Raw genomic sequence first — 16,140 nt, 5'->3', positions numbered from 1 at the left:
AGCCGGGACCCAGGGGCGGCAGTCACAGGCGTCGCCGCCGCCAACAGCCAGCACGGCCCTCCTGGGTCCCGGGTCGCCCTGCGGGCGCCCGGGATGACGGAGGTTTAGATGAGGGTTCCAGCTGCAAGCGCCTGGCGCGCGGCCTTCAGAAACACGCTGGGCAGGGCGGCAAGCCCTTCGCGATCGCTCCACACCATGCCCGGCGCATCGCCCGCTGCCCGAAGCACCTTCAGGGTCAGCGAGAAATGGGTGAAGACGTGCTCGATCTCCCCGGCCTCGCGCCAGGCGGCTGAAGCGGGCGCGCCCTGCAGGTCGGTCGGCATCGCGCCTGTCCAGTCGCTGGTCGGCAGGCCGAGCATGCCCCCGAGCAGGCCCTTGTCGGGGCGGCGGACCAGGGCAACCTCCTCGCCCCGGGTCAGGACATAGGCGATGCCGAACCGGCGCGGTCGGGCGGCCTTCTTCGTCTTGCGGGGGAAGCTGTCCTGGTCGCCGCGCGCGAAGGCGGCGCAGTGCATCGACACCGGGCAGCGGTCGCAAAGCGGCGACTTCGGTTTGCAGATGGTGGCGCCCAGATCCATCAGCGCCTGGGCCCAGTCACCCGGCCGGTGGGCGTCGACGAGACCGCCGGCGAGGTCCTTCAGGCGCGGTTTGCTGTCGGGCAACGGGTCCTCGACAGCGAACAGACGGCTCATGACCCGCTCGACGTTGCCATCGACGACGTTGGCGGCGCGGTCGAAGGCGATGGCGGCCACCGCGGCGGCCGTGTAGGCGCCGACGCCCGGCAGGGCGCGCAGACCCTCTTCCGTATCGGGAAAGACGCCGCCGTGGTCGCGGGCCACGGCGCGGGCGCAGGCCAGCAGGTTGCGGGCACGGGCGTAGTAGCCAAGGCCCGCCCAGGCGGCCATCAGGTCGCCGTCCTCGACATCGGCCAGGTCGGTCACGGTCGGCCAGCGGCGGGTGAAGCTCAGGAAGTACGGCGTCGCATGCGGCACGGTGGTCTGCTGCAGCATCACTTCCGACAGCCAGACGCGGTAGGGGTCGGCCTTCACGCCGGCCGCATGGTCGCGCGGGCCGACGCGCCAGGCGAGGTCGCGGGCGTTGTCGTCGTACCAGACCAGCAGACGGGCGCGGAGATCGGCGGTGTTCACCAGGGGCGAGGTAGCACGGCGCGAAGAAAATACGAGGCCGGCTGTCGGAACCGTCTTGCGCCGGCCGTCCTCAGTGCCGAAGACCGAACCCAAGAGGTATCCGATATGCGCCGTCTGCTCACCGCCCTGCCCGTCCTGATCCTGCTGGCCGCGGGCCAGTCGGCCGCCAGGCCAGCCGAGGCGCCGAAGACCGAGGCGGCCGCCGCGGCGCCCGACATCCTGTCCGGGACCTACAAGATCGATCTGGATCACTCGACCATCGTCTTCCGGGTCGACCATATCGGCATGTCGAACTTCACCGCCCAGTTCCGCGACTTCACCGGCGCGCTGACCCTCGACCCCGCGAACCCTGAGGCCTCATCGGTCACGGTGGACATCGACGTCGCCTCCTTGCAGACCCCTATCCGATCGATCCCCGGCTTCGACAAGACCCTGACCGGTCCGGACTGGCTGGACGGCGGCAAGCATCCGAAGATCACCTTCAAGTCGACAAAGGTCACCCGCACCGGCCCCGATACCGCCGACATCACCGGCGACTTCACCCTCAAGGGGGTGACCAAACCCGTCGTGTTGAAAGCGAAGTTCAACGGCGGCTGGAAGCCCAACGCCTATGACGGCGCCCGGGTGGGGTTCTCCGCCACGACAAGCTTCAAGCGCTCGGACTTCGGAATCGCCTACGGCGTTCCGGCCCCGGGGACGAAGCTGGGCGTCAGCGACGAGGTCCAGGTCGCCATCGAGACAGAGTGGTCCCAAGGCAAGCCGACGGGAACGCCGCCGGCCCCCTAGCCGGTCGGACCCTCCGGACGGTATGGTGGACCCATGCCGCCCCGCCGCCCCCTGCCCACCGCCGACGAAGCCCTGCAGATCCTCTCGCGGCGGCGGACCAAGCCGCAGCGGCGCCCGCCGCCGCCGGCCGGGCGGTCGCTGGCGCCGATGCTTAAGGCGCTCGACGAGCGGTTCGGCAAGGGCAGCGCCGGCCTTGCCGCCCGCTGGCGCGAGATCGTCGGCGAGACCCTCGCCCGCCACACCGAGCCGGTGCGGGTGGTCAAGGGCCGGGCCGGCCAGCCCTCGATCCTGGAAATCCGCGTCGCCGGTCCGGCCGCCGCCATCGTGCAGCACCAGGCCCCCGACATCCTTTCCCGCGTCAGCATGATGCTGGGCGATCCCTCGGTATCGAAACTGCGCATCGTCCAGGGGCCGGTGAAGCCGGCGCCGGGTGTCAAACAGCAGGCCCGCAAACGCCCCAAGGGCCCCCTGGACGCCGCCACGGAAGCCGAACTCGCAAAGGGTCTTTCCGAGGCGCCGGAGGGTCCGCTGAAGGCTGCGCTGTTGCGTCTCGGCCGCGAAGTGCTGCGCGAGCGTTGACTCCTGCGTCCCGGCGCCGCATCGCGCCTTCCTATTGCCGCCTTCGTACGGTCTGCAGAATCGCGTTCTACTGATCAACTGCATTTCGGGGAGCTTCGAGAGCCCATGGGTCTGTTCAACCGCCGCGCCGCCATCGGCGCCGCCATCGCCGTCACCCTCACCGCCGGCGCGAGCGTCGCGCTCGTCGGCTGCAACAAGGGGGCCGGCGGCTCCGTCGATGGCGACATGAGCCTGGGCGATCCCAACGCCAAGGTGAAGATGATCGAGTACGGCTCGCTGAGCTGCGTCCACTGCGCCAACTGGGCCAAGGACGTCTTCCCGGAGTTCAAGAAGAAGTACATCGACACCGGCAAGATCCACTACACCTTCCGGCCCTTCAAGCTGGGGCCGCAGGACAGCTACACCGCCGCCGGCGACCTGCTCGGCCGCTGCGCCGGCAAGGACAAGTACTTCAGCGTCATCGACGCCCTGTTCCACAGCCAGCAGGAAGCGTTCAGCGCCCAGGGCGCGGCCCGCGAGGTGCTGTTCAACGTCGGCGCCCAGGCCGGCCTGAGCAAGGACGCTGTCGCCGCCTGCCTGAACGACGACAAGGCCCTGCTCGCCCTCGACAAGCGGATGAGCGAACCCAAGGCCAAGGAAGTCGGCGCCACCCCGACCTTCTTCATCGGTGACCAGAAGTTCGAAAGCGAACTGCCCCTGGCCGAGATCGACAAGGCCTACGCCGCCGCCGGCGGCAAGTAAGGGAGTCCCGAGAGCATGCCAGGCCGAAGTGTGAGCGGTTCGGGCGCCCGGGCATGCTCTCAACTCTTGAGACTAGACCCTTCTCGTCAGATTTTGACTTCGTCAAAATCTGGAAGGGTCTAGGGTCCGACCGTGCAGTTCCAGAAGCTCCGCCTTACGGGCTTCAAGTCCTTCGTCGAACCGACAGAGTTTCGGATCGAACCCGGACTCACGGGCGTGGTCGGACCCAACGGCTGCGGCAAGTCCAACCTGCTGGAAGCCCTGCGCTGGGTGATGGGCGCCAATTCCGCCAAGGCCATGCGGGCCGGCGGCATGGACGACGTGATCTTCAATGGGGCAGGCGCCCGGCCCCAGCGCAGCCATGCCGAAGTCGCCCTGACCATCGACAACAGCGACCTGACCGCCCCGGCCGCCTTCAACCAGCATCCAGTCATCGAGGTCGTCCGCCGCATCGATCGCGGCGAGGGCTCGACCTATCGCATCAACGGCCGCGAGGTGCGGGCCCGCGACGTGCAGCTGCTGTTCGCCGACGCCTCGACCGGGGCCAACAGCCCGGCCCTGGTCCGCCAGGGCCAGATCAGCGAGCTGATCGCGGCCAAGCCGCAGAACCGTCGCCGCATCCTGGAAGAAGCGGGAGGCGTCTCGGGCCTGCACACCCGGCGCCATGAGGCGGAGCTGCGACTGAAGGCGGCGGAGACCAACCTCAACCGGCTCGACGACATCATCCGCGAGCTGGACAGCAATCTGGGGCGGCTGAAGCGCGAGGCGCGGGCGGCGGAGAAGTACAAGCGGCTGTCGGCCGAGATCCGGGCGCTGCAATCGGCGGTGCTCTACAGCCGCTGGACCGAGGCGCGCGACACCCTGCAGCGGGTCGAGGCCGAGACCCAGACGGCCGGCGCCCTGGTCGAAACCACCGCCCGCGAGGCCGCCACCGCCAACACCGCCGCCGTGGCCGCCGACGAGGCGATCAAGCCGCTGCGCGAAGAGGCGACGGTGGCCGCCGCCATCCTGGGTCGCCTGGCCATCGAACGCGACCGCGTCGAGCGCGAGGCCGAGGGCGCACAGGCCGAGGTCGCCCGCCTGTCCGCCGAGATCGCCCGGATCGACGCCGACAACGCCCGCGAGGCCCATATCGTCGAGGACGCCGCCTCGGCCCTAGAACGGCTGGCCGAAGACATCGCGGCGGTCGAGGCGCAGATCGCCGCCGCCCCGTCGCGGATGCCGGAGCTGGAAGCCGCCGCCAAGGCCGCCGAGGAAGCGCGCGCCAAGGCTGACGGCGAGGTCGAGCGGCTGGCCGCCAGCGTCGCCGCCGACGAGGCCCGTCGCCGGGCCGCCGAAGCCCGGCTCGACGACGCCCGCTCGCGCCTGAACCGCACGGTGCGGGCGCTGGACCAGGCCAAGTCGGAACGCGCCGCCATCGCTCCGGCCAACGATCCGGAAGTTCAGGCCGCCAAAGCCAGACTGGCCGAGGCCGAAGGCCAGCTGGCCGAGGCCCGCGCCGCTGTCGAGGCCGCCGAAAATGACCGGGGCGACGCCGCCCGCGCCGAACAGGCGGCCCGCGACGAGATGCGCAAGCTGGAGGACCAGCTGGGCCGCCTGAAGACCGAGGCCCGGGGTCTGGCGCAGCTGTCGGCGCGGCCGGCCAAGAGCTCCTACGCCCCGGCGCTCGACGCGGTGAAGCCGGGCAAGGGTTACGAGGCCGCGCTGGCCGCCGCCCTGGGCGAAGATCTGGAAGCGGCGCTCGACGCCCGCGCCGCCGCCTACTGGGGCACGCGCGACATGGCGGCGCCGACGTGGCCGGCCGGCGCCGAACCGCTGGCCCCGCTGGTCGATGCGCCCAGGGAACTGGCCACCCGTCTGGCCTTCACGGCCCTGGTCGCCCGCGCCGATGGGCCGAAACTTCAGGCCTCGCTGGAGCCGGGTTGCCGGCTGGTCAGCAAGGAAGGCGACCTCTGGCGCTGGGACGGCTTCGTCGCCCGGGCCGAGGCGCCCAAGCCGGCCGCCATCCGGCTGGAACAACGCAACCGCCTGGCGGAAGTCGAAGCCGACATCGAGCGCCTGACGCCCCTGCACGAGGCGGCGGTGGTCCTGGCCAGGGAGACGCAGGCCGCCTTCCGCGCCGCCGAGGCCAACCTTGGGACCGTCCGCGCGGCGCCGCGCGAGATCGAACGCACCCTGGCCGCCACGCGCGACACCGTCGAACGCCTGGACCGGGAAGCTGCCCGCCGCGACGCGCGCGCCCAGTCACTGGACGAGACCATCGCCCGCTTCGAGGCCGAACGCGTCGAGGCCCAGGCCGGATTCGAAACCGCCGAGGCCGGTATCGACGGCGACGGCGGCGACAGCCTGTCGCCGATGCTGGAGGAAGCCCGACGGGGCGCCGCCGCCGCCCGCGAGGCCTCGGCCGAGGCCAGGTCGGCCGTCGACGCCGAACGCCGCGAACGCGACGGCCGGGCCCGCCGCCTGGAGAGCCTGACCCGCGACCTCGAGGACTGGACCCGCCGCAGCAGCGCCGCCGCCAGGCGCATCGAGAGCCTCGACGAGGACCGGCTGAAGACCAAGGCCGCCATGGCCGCCGCCGCCGCCGCCCCCGACCTGATCGAGGAACGCCGCGCCAGGCTGATGGACGAGTTCGGCATTGCCGAGGCCCGCCGCGACAAGGCCAGCGATGCGCTGGACCAGGCCGAGACCGACCGCGCGGCCGCCGAACGGGCCCTGCGCGCCGCCGAAGCCGCCGCCAGTGAAGCCCGCGAGGCCCGCGCCACCCTGACCGCCCGGCTCGACGCGGCCCGCGACCGCTTCGGCGAAATCGCCGGCAACATCCGCGAAGCCGCCAAGATGGAGCCCGAGGAACTGGGCCGCCGCATCGCCGAGGAAGCCGTCGCCGTCCCCAAGGACGCGGAGGGAATCGAGGCGCACCTTTTCCAGCTCGAGCGCGAGCGCGAGGCCATCGGCGCGGTCAACCTGCGGGCCGAAGAAGAGGCCGGCGAACAGTCCGGCCGGCTGCAGACCATGAAGACCGAGCGGGCCGACCTGACCGGCGCCATCGGCAAGCTGCGCGCCGGCATCGAGGAGCTGAACGCCGAGGGCCGCACTCGCCTGCTGGCCGCCTTCGAGGTCATCAACGGCCACTTCAAGACCCTCTTCCAGGCCCTGTTCGGCGGCGGCGAGGCCGAGCTTCGGCTGATCGAGAGCGACGATCCGCTGGAGGCCGGCCTGGAAATCTACGCCTGCCCGCCCGGCAAGCGCCTCTCCACGATGAGCCTGATGAGCGGTGGCGAGCAGGCCCTGACCGCCTCGGCCCTGATCTTCGGTGTCTTCCTGGCCAACCCGGCCCCGATCTGCGTGCTGGACGAAGTCGATGCGCCGCTCGATGACGCCAACGTCGACCGCTACTGCAACATGCTCAACGAGATGCGCCAGCGCACCCAGACCCGCTTCATCGCCATCACCCACAACGCGGTGACGATGAGCCGGATGGACCGCCTGTTCGGCGTCACCATGCCCGAACGCGGGATTTCGCAGCTCGTGAGTGTGGACCTGCTGCAAGCCGAGGCGCTGGTCGCGGCGGAGTAGGCCCCCACCCTTCCCGCTCATCCCGACGAAAGTCGGGACCCAGTGTCCGCCAACGGAGCCGGGTCCAGTTCTGATCAGCGCCAGCACGTCCTGCCTCTTGCCAGCTGGGTCCCGACTTTCGTCGGGATGAGCGGTACTTTTCGGATCAGGCCGCGATGACGGCCCGCATGCCCTCGGTACGCGCACGCACCTCCGGCGAGGCCAGGCAGCTGGCCATGGCTTCGAAGCCGGGGCCACCGGGGACGACGAACATCGGCGGGCTGTGGTTGGCGGGGCAGAAGAGGATGGTCTCGTCCGGACCCGTGTCGGCAGGATCGAGCAGGATGCTGGAGCGGGTCATCAGGATCATTGGGCGCGCCGCCGCGCCACGCGAACGCAAGCGGTCGGCGAGCGCTTCCTGCGCCGCGTGGTCGAGGCCCTGTTCAACGAGGTCGACGACGAGCGGGCCGGTCGCGTCCGCCTCCAGCGCCGCCTCGAGATCAGCCGAGGCGCGGTCCAGTGGCAGGAAGATCGCGTCCGGCAGTTCTTGGGCCAGGCGCAGGGCCAGCCGGGTTTTGCCGCTGCCCAGGGGGCCGACAAGCCAGGTCAAGGGCTTGAGCGGCGGCATCTCGAAACGCTCGCCGCCCCAGGGCCAGGGCAGGTCGAAGACGGCGGCGGGCTCAGCAACCGCGCGGGCCAGTTCGGTGAGATCTGAAAGGCTCGGAACCTCACCGGCGGCCAACCGGGCTCGCAGGACGCGGACGCGGTCGATCTGGTTGGCCAGGTCATGGCGACGGGCATCCAGCGCGGCCTGGTGAGCCGCAAGAACCGGCTCAAGGTCGGCGGCCTCGCCCTTCAGGACGCCGGCGACCTGGGTCAGGCTGAAACCCAAAGCGCGCAAGGCGGCGATCTCGCCGGCGCGGGCCATCTGTTCCGGGCCATAGGTGCGCCAGCCGGCCTCGGTGCGGACGGGCGTAACCAGGCCGCGCTGTTCGTACAGGCGCAGGGCCTTTGCCGAGACGCCGAGGCGGCGCGCGGCCTCGGCGGGGCTGAAGTATCGATGGGTCACGACTCACCTCGCGGGCTGTTGACCGCACCATCAGTCGGGGCGACCCCAGGGGCCGGGTCAAGACGCCTTTTCAGCGCCGCAAGTTCGCGGCTAGTCTCGAGTCAACGCCAGTCGGAGCTTCTTCATGAAACGCGCCCTTATCGCCGGTCTCGCCATCGCCTTCACCGCAGGGACCGCCCTGGCCTGGGACGCCGCCTCCCAGATCAAGGATCGCCAGGCGAACATGAAGCAGATCGGCGGCAACATGAAAGGCCTCTACGACACCCTGAGCGGTGACAAGGATCCGGCCAAGCTCAAGACCTACGCCGCCAACATCAACGCCCTGTCCGGAAAACTGCCCGGCTGGTTCCCGGCCGGCAGCGGCCCGAGCAGCGGCGAGAAGACCAAGGCCAAGAGCGAGGTCTGGACCGATGCCGCGGGCTTCAAGGCCGCCGCCGGGAACTTCGCCACCCAAGCCGCCAAGCTGAACGCCGCCGCCCAGACCGGCGACGCCGCCAAGGTGCAGGAGGCCTTCGGCGCCGTGCGCGGGACCTGCAAGGGCTGCCACGACAAGTACCAGGCCAAGTAGGCATCCATGCGGACGCTGATCTGGGACCTGCCGACCCGGCTGTTCCACTGGCTGCTTGCGGCCCTGATCGCCTTCTCCTGGTGGAGCCATGACGGCCACCTCGACTGGCACAAGATCAGCGGCTTCAGCATCGCCGGCCTGCTGGTCTTCCGGCTGTGGTGGGGGATCGCGGGCAGTTCGACGGCGCGGTTCTCCGGCTTCCTCAAGGGTCCCGCCGGGATCGCCGCCTACCTGAAGGGCGGCGCGGCTGGAGCACCGGGGCACAATCCGCTCGGCGGCTGGAGCGTCGCGGCCATGCTGCTGGTGCTGGTCGGCCAGGTGGTCCTTGGCCTCTTCGCCATCAATGAGGACTTCGAGGGCGGGCCCCTGACCAAATACGTCGACTACGACACGGGTCTGGCCATCGCGGAGTGGCATGAGACGCTGTTCAACGTCCTGCTCGGCCTGATCGTCCTGCACCTGCTGGCCATCGGCTTCTATGCGGCGCGGAAGAAGAATCTTGTCGGGCCGATGATCACCGGCAAGGGGCCGCTGGCCGAAGGCGTGGAGGCGCCGGTCATGGCGCCGTTGTGGCGGCTGATGGTCGGACTGGTGCTGGGCGGGGGGACGTTCGGGATTCTCTATTGGCTCAACAGCCAGGCCCCGGCATTCTAGGGCCAACAGAAAAACCGGTACGGCGGGAGGCCTATATGAATTTCCAGATCACAGCCCTGACAATCCTCGCCACCCTTGGGCTTTCCGGCCTTGCCGCCGCCCAGACGCCGGCGCCCGCCAACGACTATTCGAAATCCGAGACCTGGCTCTGCCTGCCTGGTCGGGCCGACGACGCCTGCGGCGTCAGCCTGGAGACGACAGTCGTCGAGAAGGACGGCAAGAGCGACAAGATCACCCTGCAGGGCTCGCCCGCCCCGTCGAACATCGACTGCTTCTACGTCTATCCGACCGTCTCCACCGACCCGACACCCAACAGCGACATGACCATCGACGAGGCCGAGCGCCGGGTGGTGGCGGTGCAGTTCGCGCGGTTCAGGAACGTCTGCCGGCCGTTCGCTCCGATGTACCGGCAGGTCACCCTCTCGGCCCTGCGCCAGTACATGACCGGCCAGAATCCCGGCGCCGACCGGCTGCTGGCCTACAATGACGTCAAGGCCGCCTGGGACTGGTATCTGGCCAACGAGAACAAGGGCCGCGGCGTCGTGCTGATCGGCCACAGCCAGGGCTCGGGCGTCATCGCAGAACTGGTCAAGCGCGAGATCGACGGCAAGCCGATCCAGAAGCAGATTGTCGGGGTGATGCCGATCGGGACCAACGTGCCGGTCGACGACAAGGGCATGTTCGGCTCCATCCCCAGCTGTTCGGCCAAGGGCCAGACGGGCTGTCTGGTCGCCTACGTCAGCTTCCGCGACACCGTCCCGCCGCCGGCCACCAGCCGCTTCGGCAAGGTCGAGGGGGCCGGCCTGCACGCCGCCTGCGTCAACCCGGCGGCGCTCGGCGGTGGCAAGGGTGATCCCGTCTCCTACCACTGGAACCGCCCCCTGAGCGGCAGCGCCCCGCCGGCCAGCTGGGCCAAGGATCTGACGGTCGATACGCCTTACGTCACCACGCCAGGCCTGCTGACCACCGAATGCGTGCGCAGCGGCGAGTTCAGCTATCTGAAGGTGACGACCAACGCCGATCCGGCCGACGCCCGCACCGACACCATCCCCGGCGACGTGGTCGTGTTCGGCAAGGTGGACGCCAACTGGGGCCTGCACCTGATCGACATGAACGTGGCCATGGGCGACCTGGTCGACATCGTCCACCAGCAGGCTGTGGCCTGGAAGAAGGCTCACTAGGAACCATGGCCGTGAAGACCGCCTTCCTTGCGCTCGGCGCGGCCCTGTTCCTGACCACCGGCGTGGCCTGCGCGCAGGCGCAGAACCCGGCGACGTTTGCGCCCAACGACTATTCGAAGCCGGAGACCTGGCTCTGTCTGCCGGGCCGCGCCGATCCCTGCTCGACCCAGGACCTGAGGACGACGGTGATCGCTGCTGACGGGACCACGACGGTCGAGCCGTTCGAGGCGGCGAAGGATCCGGCCATAGACTGCTTCTACGTCTATCCGACCATCTCCACCGACCGCACGCCCAACAGCGACATGACCCCGGACGACGAGCCCCGGGTGGCGGCGGTGCACTTCGCCCGCTTCAGCAGTGTCTGCCGGACCTTCAGCCCGCTGTACCGGCAGGTGACCCTGGCCGCCCTGGCCCGGACGATGAGCGGCCAGGACAGCGGCGCCGACCGCGAGCAGCCCTACACCGACGTGAAGGCGGCCTTCGACTGGTACATGGCTCATGAAAACAAGGGCCGGGGGATCGTCCTGGTCGGCCATAGCCAGGGGGCCGGGATCGTCCAGCGGCTGATGAGCGACTACTTCGTCGGCAAGCCGCTGCAGAAGCAGCTGGTCGGGGCTATGCCGATTGGCTGGAGCGTGCCGGTCGACGCCAAGGGCATGTTCGGAACCATCCCCAGCTGTTGGAAGCCGGGCCAGACCGGTTGTCTCATTTCCTATGTCAGCTTCCGCGACACCCTCGGCCCTGTGCCCGCGACCCTGTTTGGACGGGTCGATGGGGCCGGGCTGCATGCGGCCTGTGTGAACCCCGCCGCGCTGGCGGGCGGCAAGGCCCAGGCGCACAGCTACCTGCGGACCAGGAGCGGGGCCGGCAAACAGCCCTGGGTGGAGGGCAAGACCATCGAGACCGGCTATGTCTCCGTGCCCGGCCTGCTGACCACCGAATGCGTCCGCGAGGGCGGGCACAGCTATCTGAAGGTGACCACCAACGCCGACCCGGCCGACCCGCGCACCGACAGCATCGGCGGCGACCAGAACAACAACGACCCGCTCTGGGGCCTGCACACGCTGGATATGAACATCGGCATGGGCGACCTGATCGCCGTGGCGAAGGCGCAGGCCGAGAGCTGGAAGACGGCGCGGGGCGACACCCGATGAGAGAAAAATCCTAACCGATTCAATCTCTTGTCGAATATGTCTAGACATATTCATCGTCTGGAATGGCCGAAACGTCCCATTGCCCCGTGCAGCGCTGGCCGCGTAGGCGCCGCCCCGTCACCGGCTGTCAACATTCCCCGCTCCGGCGCCTACGGCCTGTCAACGCCGGCGCCAACATTCACCGTGTCCGCCGCAACCACGATGTCACGCCAAATCAAGACCTTACCGAAAACAGCGCCTTCCCATCCCGGGAGCGCGGTATAATCGTTGGTCCGCTTCGATAGCCCCTAGGCCAGCATGTCCAGCAGCACGCCGGTCATGTCGTTGGCCGAGCGGATGACTTCGGCATTGGCCTTGAACGCCACCTTGGCCTGGACCTGTTCGACGGCTTCCTTGGCCAGGTCGACGTTGGACTCGAGGCCCCAGGACGCGGTGCGCTGGGCGCTGGCGTTGAGGCGCTGGGTGGCGGCCATGAGGCCGGCGGTGGCTGAGTTGATCGCCTGCATGGGGCCAGAGATATCGAGGCGCGGTTAAGTCCACGCTCTCAAACAAGGTAAATCCGCTTCCCGGCCTTTCCCCCGCCATCCCCCGGTGCTTAAAACGGACGTATGAGCGGCAAGACCGAAAGCCCGACCGAACCCTTCAAGCGCGCGCTGGCCCATGCCGCGCGGTCGCTGGCCGAGATGCCGGACCTGGAGGTGGTGTTTTCGGGCGATGGACCGCAGCTGTCGGGCAACCGGGCGGTCCTGCCGCATCCGCCCCGCGACCTCAGCATGGCCGAGGCCTCGCGGATTCGCGGACTGGCCGACCAGATGGCTCTGCGCCTGGCGCACCATGACGCCGTCGCCCATGCCCGGGGCCGGCCGGCCTCGCCCCAGGGCCAGGCGGTGTTCGAGGCCGTCGAGCAGGCCCGGATCGAGGCCATCGGCTCCAACAACCTGGGCGGGGTGCGCAAGAACCTGACGACGGTTCTGGAGCTGGCCGTCGAGCGCAAGGGCCTGGCCCGCATCCAGGACCGGGCCAACGCGCCGCTGGCCGACATCGTCAGCCTGATGGTGCGGGAGCGGCTGACCGGGCAAAGGCCGCCGGAACCGGTGCGGCCGCTGGTCGACATGTTCCGCGCCGAGATCGAGGCCAAGGCCGGCGCCGACCTCGACAAGCTGTTGAGCAACATCGACGACCAGGCCGCCTTCGCCAAGGTGACCCGGGCCATCCTGCGCGACCTCGACATGGGCGACGAGGGCGCCGACCCGACCGAGGGCGAAGAGGACGAGCAGGGCGAAGAACAGCAGGAACAGCAGGACGACAGCGAAGGCGACGGCGAGGGCCAGTCGCCGGAAGGCTCCTCGATGCAGGAGACCGAGACCACCGACAGCGACCAGGACGACGGCGAGGAACAGGCCGTCGAGACCGAGGACGACCAGGACGCCGAGATGAGCGACGAGGCCCCGGAGATGGGCGACGGCGCCAAGCCCGCGCGGCCCGATCCCAAGGACTCCGGCAAACCGGAGCCGGCCTACAAGGTCTTCACCACCGCCCACGACGAGATCGAGCCGGCCGAAGAGCTGTGCGATCCCGAGGAGCTGACGCGGCTTCGGGCCTATCTCGACCAGCAGCTGGCCAGCCTTTCCAGCGTCGTCTCGCGCCTGGCCAACAAGCTGCAGCGGCGGCTGCTGGCGCAACAGAACCGGTCCTGGCAGTTCGATCTGGAAGAGGGAATGCTGGACGTCGCCCGCCTGCCTCGGATCATCATCGACCCGACCGCGCCGCTGAGCTTCAAGCAGGAAAGCGACACTGACTTCCGCGACACGGTGGTGACGCTGCTGATCGACAATTCGGGCTCGATGCGCGGGCGGCCGATCATGGTGGCGGCGGTCTGCGCCGACATCCTGGCCCGGACGCTGGAGCGCTGCGCCGTCAAGGTCGAGATCCTCGGCTTCACCACCCGGGCCTGGAAGGGCGGAATCTCCAGAGACGACTGGATCAAGGCCGGAAAGCCGCCCTCGCCCGGGCGGCTGAACGATCTGCGCCACATCATCTACAAGTCGGCCGACAGCCCCTGGCGGCGGGCGCGCAAGAACCTTGGCCTGATGATGCGCGAAGGTCTGCTCAAGGAGAACATCGACGGCGAGGCGCTGATGTGGGCGCACCACCGGATGATGAGCCGGCCCGAGCAGCGCCGCATCCTGATGGTCATCAGCGACGGCGCCCCGGTCGACGATTCGACCCTGTCGGTGAACAGCGGCCACTACCTGGAGCGCCATCTGCGTCAGGTGATCGGCGAGATCGAGAACCGCAGCCCGGTCGAACTGCTGGCCATCGGCATCGGCCATGACGTGACCCGCTACTACCGCCGCGCGGTGACCATCGTCGATGTCGAACAGCTGGGCGGGGTGCTGGTCGAACAACTGGCCGCGCTGTTCGAGGAAGAACCCAAGCGGGTGGCCAAGGCGCGAGGGCTGCTGGCCGCGCCGCCGACGGTCGTGCCGCCGCCGATCAAGGCCACGACCTTCGCCGCGGTGCAGGAGGCGCTGTCGTGAAACGGCTGGCGGGCCTGGCGGCGGTCCTGGCGCTCAGCGCCTGCGCCACGCCGGCCCCGCCCCTGCCGGACAAGCCTCAGCCGGCCGGACCGGACATCCAGATCACCACCACGCCGGTGGTCATCGATCCTGCCAACCCGGCGCGCGTCAACCAGAACGGCTTTACCTACATGGGCGGGGTGGCGATCACCGATCCCGTCACCAACCGGGTGCACGGCCTGTCGGACCTGAAGATCACCCCGGACGGCCGGCTGGTGGCGATCAGCGACTTTGGCGACCTGTTCGAAGCCCGGCTTCAGTTCGACGCCGACACCCGGCTGAGCGGCCTGACCGAAGGCAAGCTCTGGCCCCTCAAACGTCCCGACGGCCAGCCCGTTCAAGGCAAGACCGAGGGCGACGCCGAAGGCCTGGCCATGCTGTCCAACGGCGACCGGCTGGTCAGCTTCGAGCAGGAGCATCGCATCTGGCGCTATCCGGCCGCGGGTGGTCCGCCGGTTCCCGCCCCCCAGCCCGGCAACCTGTTCTCCGCCAACGAGGGCATGGAGGGGCTGACGGAGTATCCTTTCGCCGGTCCGGACGCCTATCTGGTCGGCTCCGAGGAAGGCGAGGTCTGGCTCTGCAGGCTCAGCGCCGCCTGTACCGCCTTCAGTGTGCTCAACGGCCCGGACCTCGAATACGGGCTCACCGCCCTCGCTCCCTTCCAGGACGGCAGCGTCGTCGCGGTGCACCGCGCCTGGGACCCGGTCCGGGGCTCGCGCATCACCGTCTCGGTCTATGCCCTCGCCGCCCTCAAGGGCCGTCAGCCGCAGCCGATGGCGCGGCTGGTGCTCAACGCTCCGCTGACCACCGACAACATCGAGGGGGTCGCCCTGGTCGCCTCGCCGACCGGCGGGACGCGCATCCTGCTGCTCAGCGACGACAACGCCAGCCCCAGCCAGAAGACGCTGTTGCTGGTCTTTGACTGGACGGGCCGCAAATGACCCCAGCCTGCGTCACCGACTATCGGGAACTGGCCAAGCGGCGCATTCCCGGCGTGCTGTTCGACTACATCGACGGCGGCTCCTATGCCGAGGAGACGCTGCGGCGGAACACCGCCGACTTCCAGGACCTGGCCCTGCGCCAGCGGGTGCTGCGCGACGTGTCGGAGATCTCGCTCTCCACCGAGCTGTTTGGCCAGAAGCTGTCGATGCCGGTGGTGCTGTCGCCGATCGGCATGGCCGGCATGTATGCCCGCCGCGGCGAGGTCCAGGCGATGAAGGCGGCGAAGGCGGCCGGGGTGAACATGTGCCTGTCGTCGCTGTCGATCTGCGACGCGGCCGAGGTGACCCGCGATGGTGGGATGGCGCCCTGGTACCAGCTCTACATCATCAAGGACCGGGGCTACATGAAGGCCCTGCTGGAGCGGGTGGGCGAGCTGGGCTGTCCGGTGCTGGCCTTTACCGTCGACCTGCCGGTGCCGGGGGCGCGGTACCGCGACGTGCGGTCCGGCCTGTTCGGATCGACCTCGCCCTTCATGGGGCTGCAGCGGGCCTGGGACGGAATCACCCATCCCGACTGGCTGATCGACGTCATGTTGCGCGGCGGGCCGCACACCTTTGGCAACATCGCCCCGGCTATCCCTGAGGCCAAGGGGGTGATGGAGTTCTGGCCCTGGGTGACCAGGAACTTCGACCCGACCCTGACCTGGAAGGACATCGACTGGGTCCGCCAGCACTGGAAGGGGCCGCTGGTCATCAAGGGCGTGCTCGACCCGGAGGACGCAAAAGAGGCGGCGCGTTGCGGGGCCGACGGCCTGGTGGTGTCAAACCATGGCGGCCGCCAGTTGGACGGGGTGCTGAGCGGCATCCGCGCCCTGCCCCCGATCGCCGATGCGGTGGGCGACAAGCTGACCGTGCTGATGGATGGCGGGGTGCGCTCAGGCCTGGACGTGGTCAAGGCGCTGGCCAGCGGGGCCAAGGGCTGTTTCCTCGGCCGGGCCTGGGCCTATGCGGTGGCGGCGCGCGGCGAGGCGGGCGTGGCCCACGTGCTGCAAATTCTCCGCTCGGAAATGATGATGGCCATGGCCCTGACCGGCTGCACCGACGTGCGGGACGCCGACGAGAGCCTGCTGGCGCAATAGAAAAACGGCCCGCGAGTCGCCTCGGGGCCGTCTTTCAGAATCTCAG

Annotated in this window: 14 protein-coding genes; 11 read left to right on the top strand and 3 right to left on the bottom strand. The window is 69.4% G+C overall.

Going from position 1 to position 16,140, the window contains the following annotated elements:
• Positions 1–104: 104 nt before the first annotated feature.
• Positions 105–1,151, bottom strand: a complete 1,047-nt coding sequence (gene mutY / locus AC2YG9_RS20940; RefSeq protein WP_487299954.1) for an A/G-specific adenine glycosylase — start codon at positions 1,149–1,151, stop codon at positions 105–107.
• Positions 1,152–1,253: 102 nt separating this feature from the next.
• Here mutY and AC2YG9_RS20935 point away from each other — a divergent pair, with 102 nt between their 5' ends.
• From AC2YG9_RS20935 to smc, 4 genes are all read left to right on the top strand, one after another.
• A complete protein-coding gene (locus tag AC2YG9_RS20935) occupies positions 1,254–1,934 on the top strand; it encodes a YceI family protein (RefSeq protein ID WP_487299938.1) in 681 nt (226 codons plus the stop codon).
• Positions 1,935–1,967: 33 nt separating this feature from the next.
• Entirely contained in the window at positions 1,968–2,513 is a 546-nt protein-coding gene (locus AC2YG9_RS20930; protein ID WP_487299937.1) for a DUF721 domain-containing protein, read from the top strand.
• A 105-nt stretch (positions 2,514–2,618) separates the two neighbouring features.
• A complete protein-coding gene (locus tag AC2YG9_RS20925; protein WP_487299936.1) occupies positions 2,619–3,254 on the top strand; it encodes a DsbA family protein in 636 nt (211 codons plus the stop codon).
• Between the two features lie 132 nt (positions 3,255–3,386).
• Positions 3,387–6,830 (top strand): chromosome segregation protein SMC, encoded by a 3,444-nt coding sequence (gene smc / locus AC2YG9_RS20920; RefSeq protein WP_487299935.1) that lies wholly within the window; start codon positions 3,387–3,389, stop codon positions 6,828–6,830.
• Positions 6,831–6,975: 145 nt separating this feature from the next.
• Here smc and AC2YG9_RS20915 read toward each other — a convergent pair whose 3' ends face one another.
• The gene (locus AC2YG9_RS20915) at positions 6,976–7,878 is read right to left on the bottom strand and encodes a MerR family transcriptional regulator (RefSeq protein WP_487299934.1); all 903 of its coding nucleotides are present in this window, start codon (positions 7,876–7,878) and stop codon (positions 6,976–6,978) included.
• A 124-nt stretch (positions 7,879–8,002) separates the two neighbouring features.
• Here AC2YG9_RS20915 and AC2YG9_RS20910 point away from each other — a divergent pair, with 124 nt between their 5' ends.
• The 4 genes from AC2YG9_RS20910 to AC2YG9_RS20895 are packed head-to-tail and all read left to right on the top strand — an operon-like array spanning position 8,003 to position 11,435.
• Positions 8,003–8,446 (top strand): c-type cytochrome, encoded by a 444-nt coding sequence (locus AC2YG9_RS20910; protein ID WP_487299933.1) that lies wholly within the window; start codon positions 8,003–8,005, stop codon positions 8,444–8,446.
• 6 nt (positions 8,447–8,452) lie between these two features.
• Positions 8,453–9,100 carry a cytochrome b/b6 domain-containing protein gene (locus AC2YG9_RS20905; protein ID WP_487299932.1) on the top strand — a complete coding sequence of 216 codons (648 nt, stop codon included), beginning with the start codon at positions 8,453–8,455 and terminating at the stop codon, positions 9,098–9,100.
• 35 nt (positions 9,101–9,135) lie between these two features.
• Positions 9,136–10,281, top strand: a complete 1,146-nt coding sequence (locus tag AC2YG9_RS20900; RefSeq protein ID WP_487299931.1) for a DUF3089 domain-containing protein — start codon at positions 9,136–9,138, stop codon at positions 10,279–10,281.
• Positions 10,282–10,286: 5 nt separating this feature from the next.
• Positions 10,287–11,435, top strand: coding sequence for a DUF3089 domain-containing protein (locus AC2YG9_RS20895; RefSeq protein WP_487299930.1), 1,149 nt, complete (start codon positions 10,287–10,289; stop codon positions 11,433–11,435).
• Between the two features lie 287 nt (positions 11,436–11,722).
• Here AC2YG9_RS20895 and AC2YG9_RS20890 read toward each other — a convergent pair whose 3' ends face one another.
• Positions 11,723–11,941, bottom strand: coding sequence for a flagellar basal body rod C-terminal domain-containing protein (locus tag AC2YG9_RS20890; RefSeq protein ID WP_487299929.1), 219 nt, complete (start codon positions 11,939–11,941; stop codon positions 11,723–11,725).
• A 102-nt stretch (positions 11,942–12,043) separates the two neighbouring features.
• Between AC2YG9_RS20890 and cobT the strand changes: the two genes are divergently transcribed.
• Genes cobT through AC2YG9_RS20875 form a run of 3 tightly spaced genes read left to right on the top strand, consistent with a single transcriptional unit; the run spans position 12,044 to position 16,094 of the window.
• Positions 12,044–13,975 carry a cobaltochelatase subunit CobT gene (gene cobT / locus AC2YG9_RS20885; protein ID WP_487299928.1) on the top strand — a complete coding sequence of 644 codons (1,932 nt, stop codon included), beginning with the start codon at positions 12,044–12,046 and terminating at the stop codon, positions 13,973–13,975.
• The gene (locus AC2YG9_RS20880; RefSeq protein ID WP_487299927.1) at positions 13,972–14,955 is read left to right on the top strand and encodes an esterase-like activity of phytase family protein; all 984 of its coding nucleotides are present in this window, start codon (positions 13,972–13,974) and stop codon (positions 14,953–14,955) included. The genes cobT and AC2YG9_RS20880 overlap by 4 nt, the downstream gene beginning before the upstream one ends.
• A complete protein-coding gene (locus AC2YG9_RS20875) occupies positions 14,952–16,094 on the top strand; it encodes an L-lactate dehydrogenase (RefSeq protein ID WP_487299926.1) in 1,143 nt (380 codons plus the stop codon). Before AC2YG9_RS20880 ends, AC2YG9_RS20875 begins: the two co-directional genes overlap by 4 nt.
• The last annotated feature ends 46 nt before the right edge of the window (positions 16,095–16,140 follow it).

It is taken from the genome of Caulobacter sp. SRI_014, from assembly GCF_057586315.1.
Note: the sequence above shows the minus strand (reverse complement) of the source record. Positions and strands in the feature narration are given on the sequence as shown.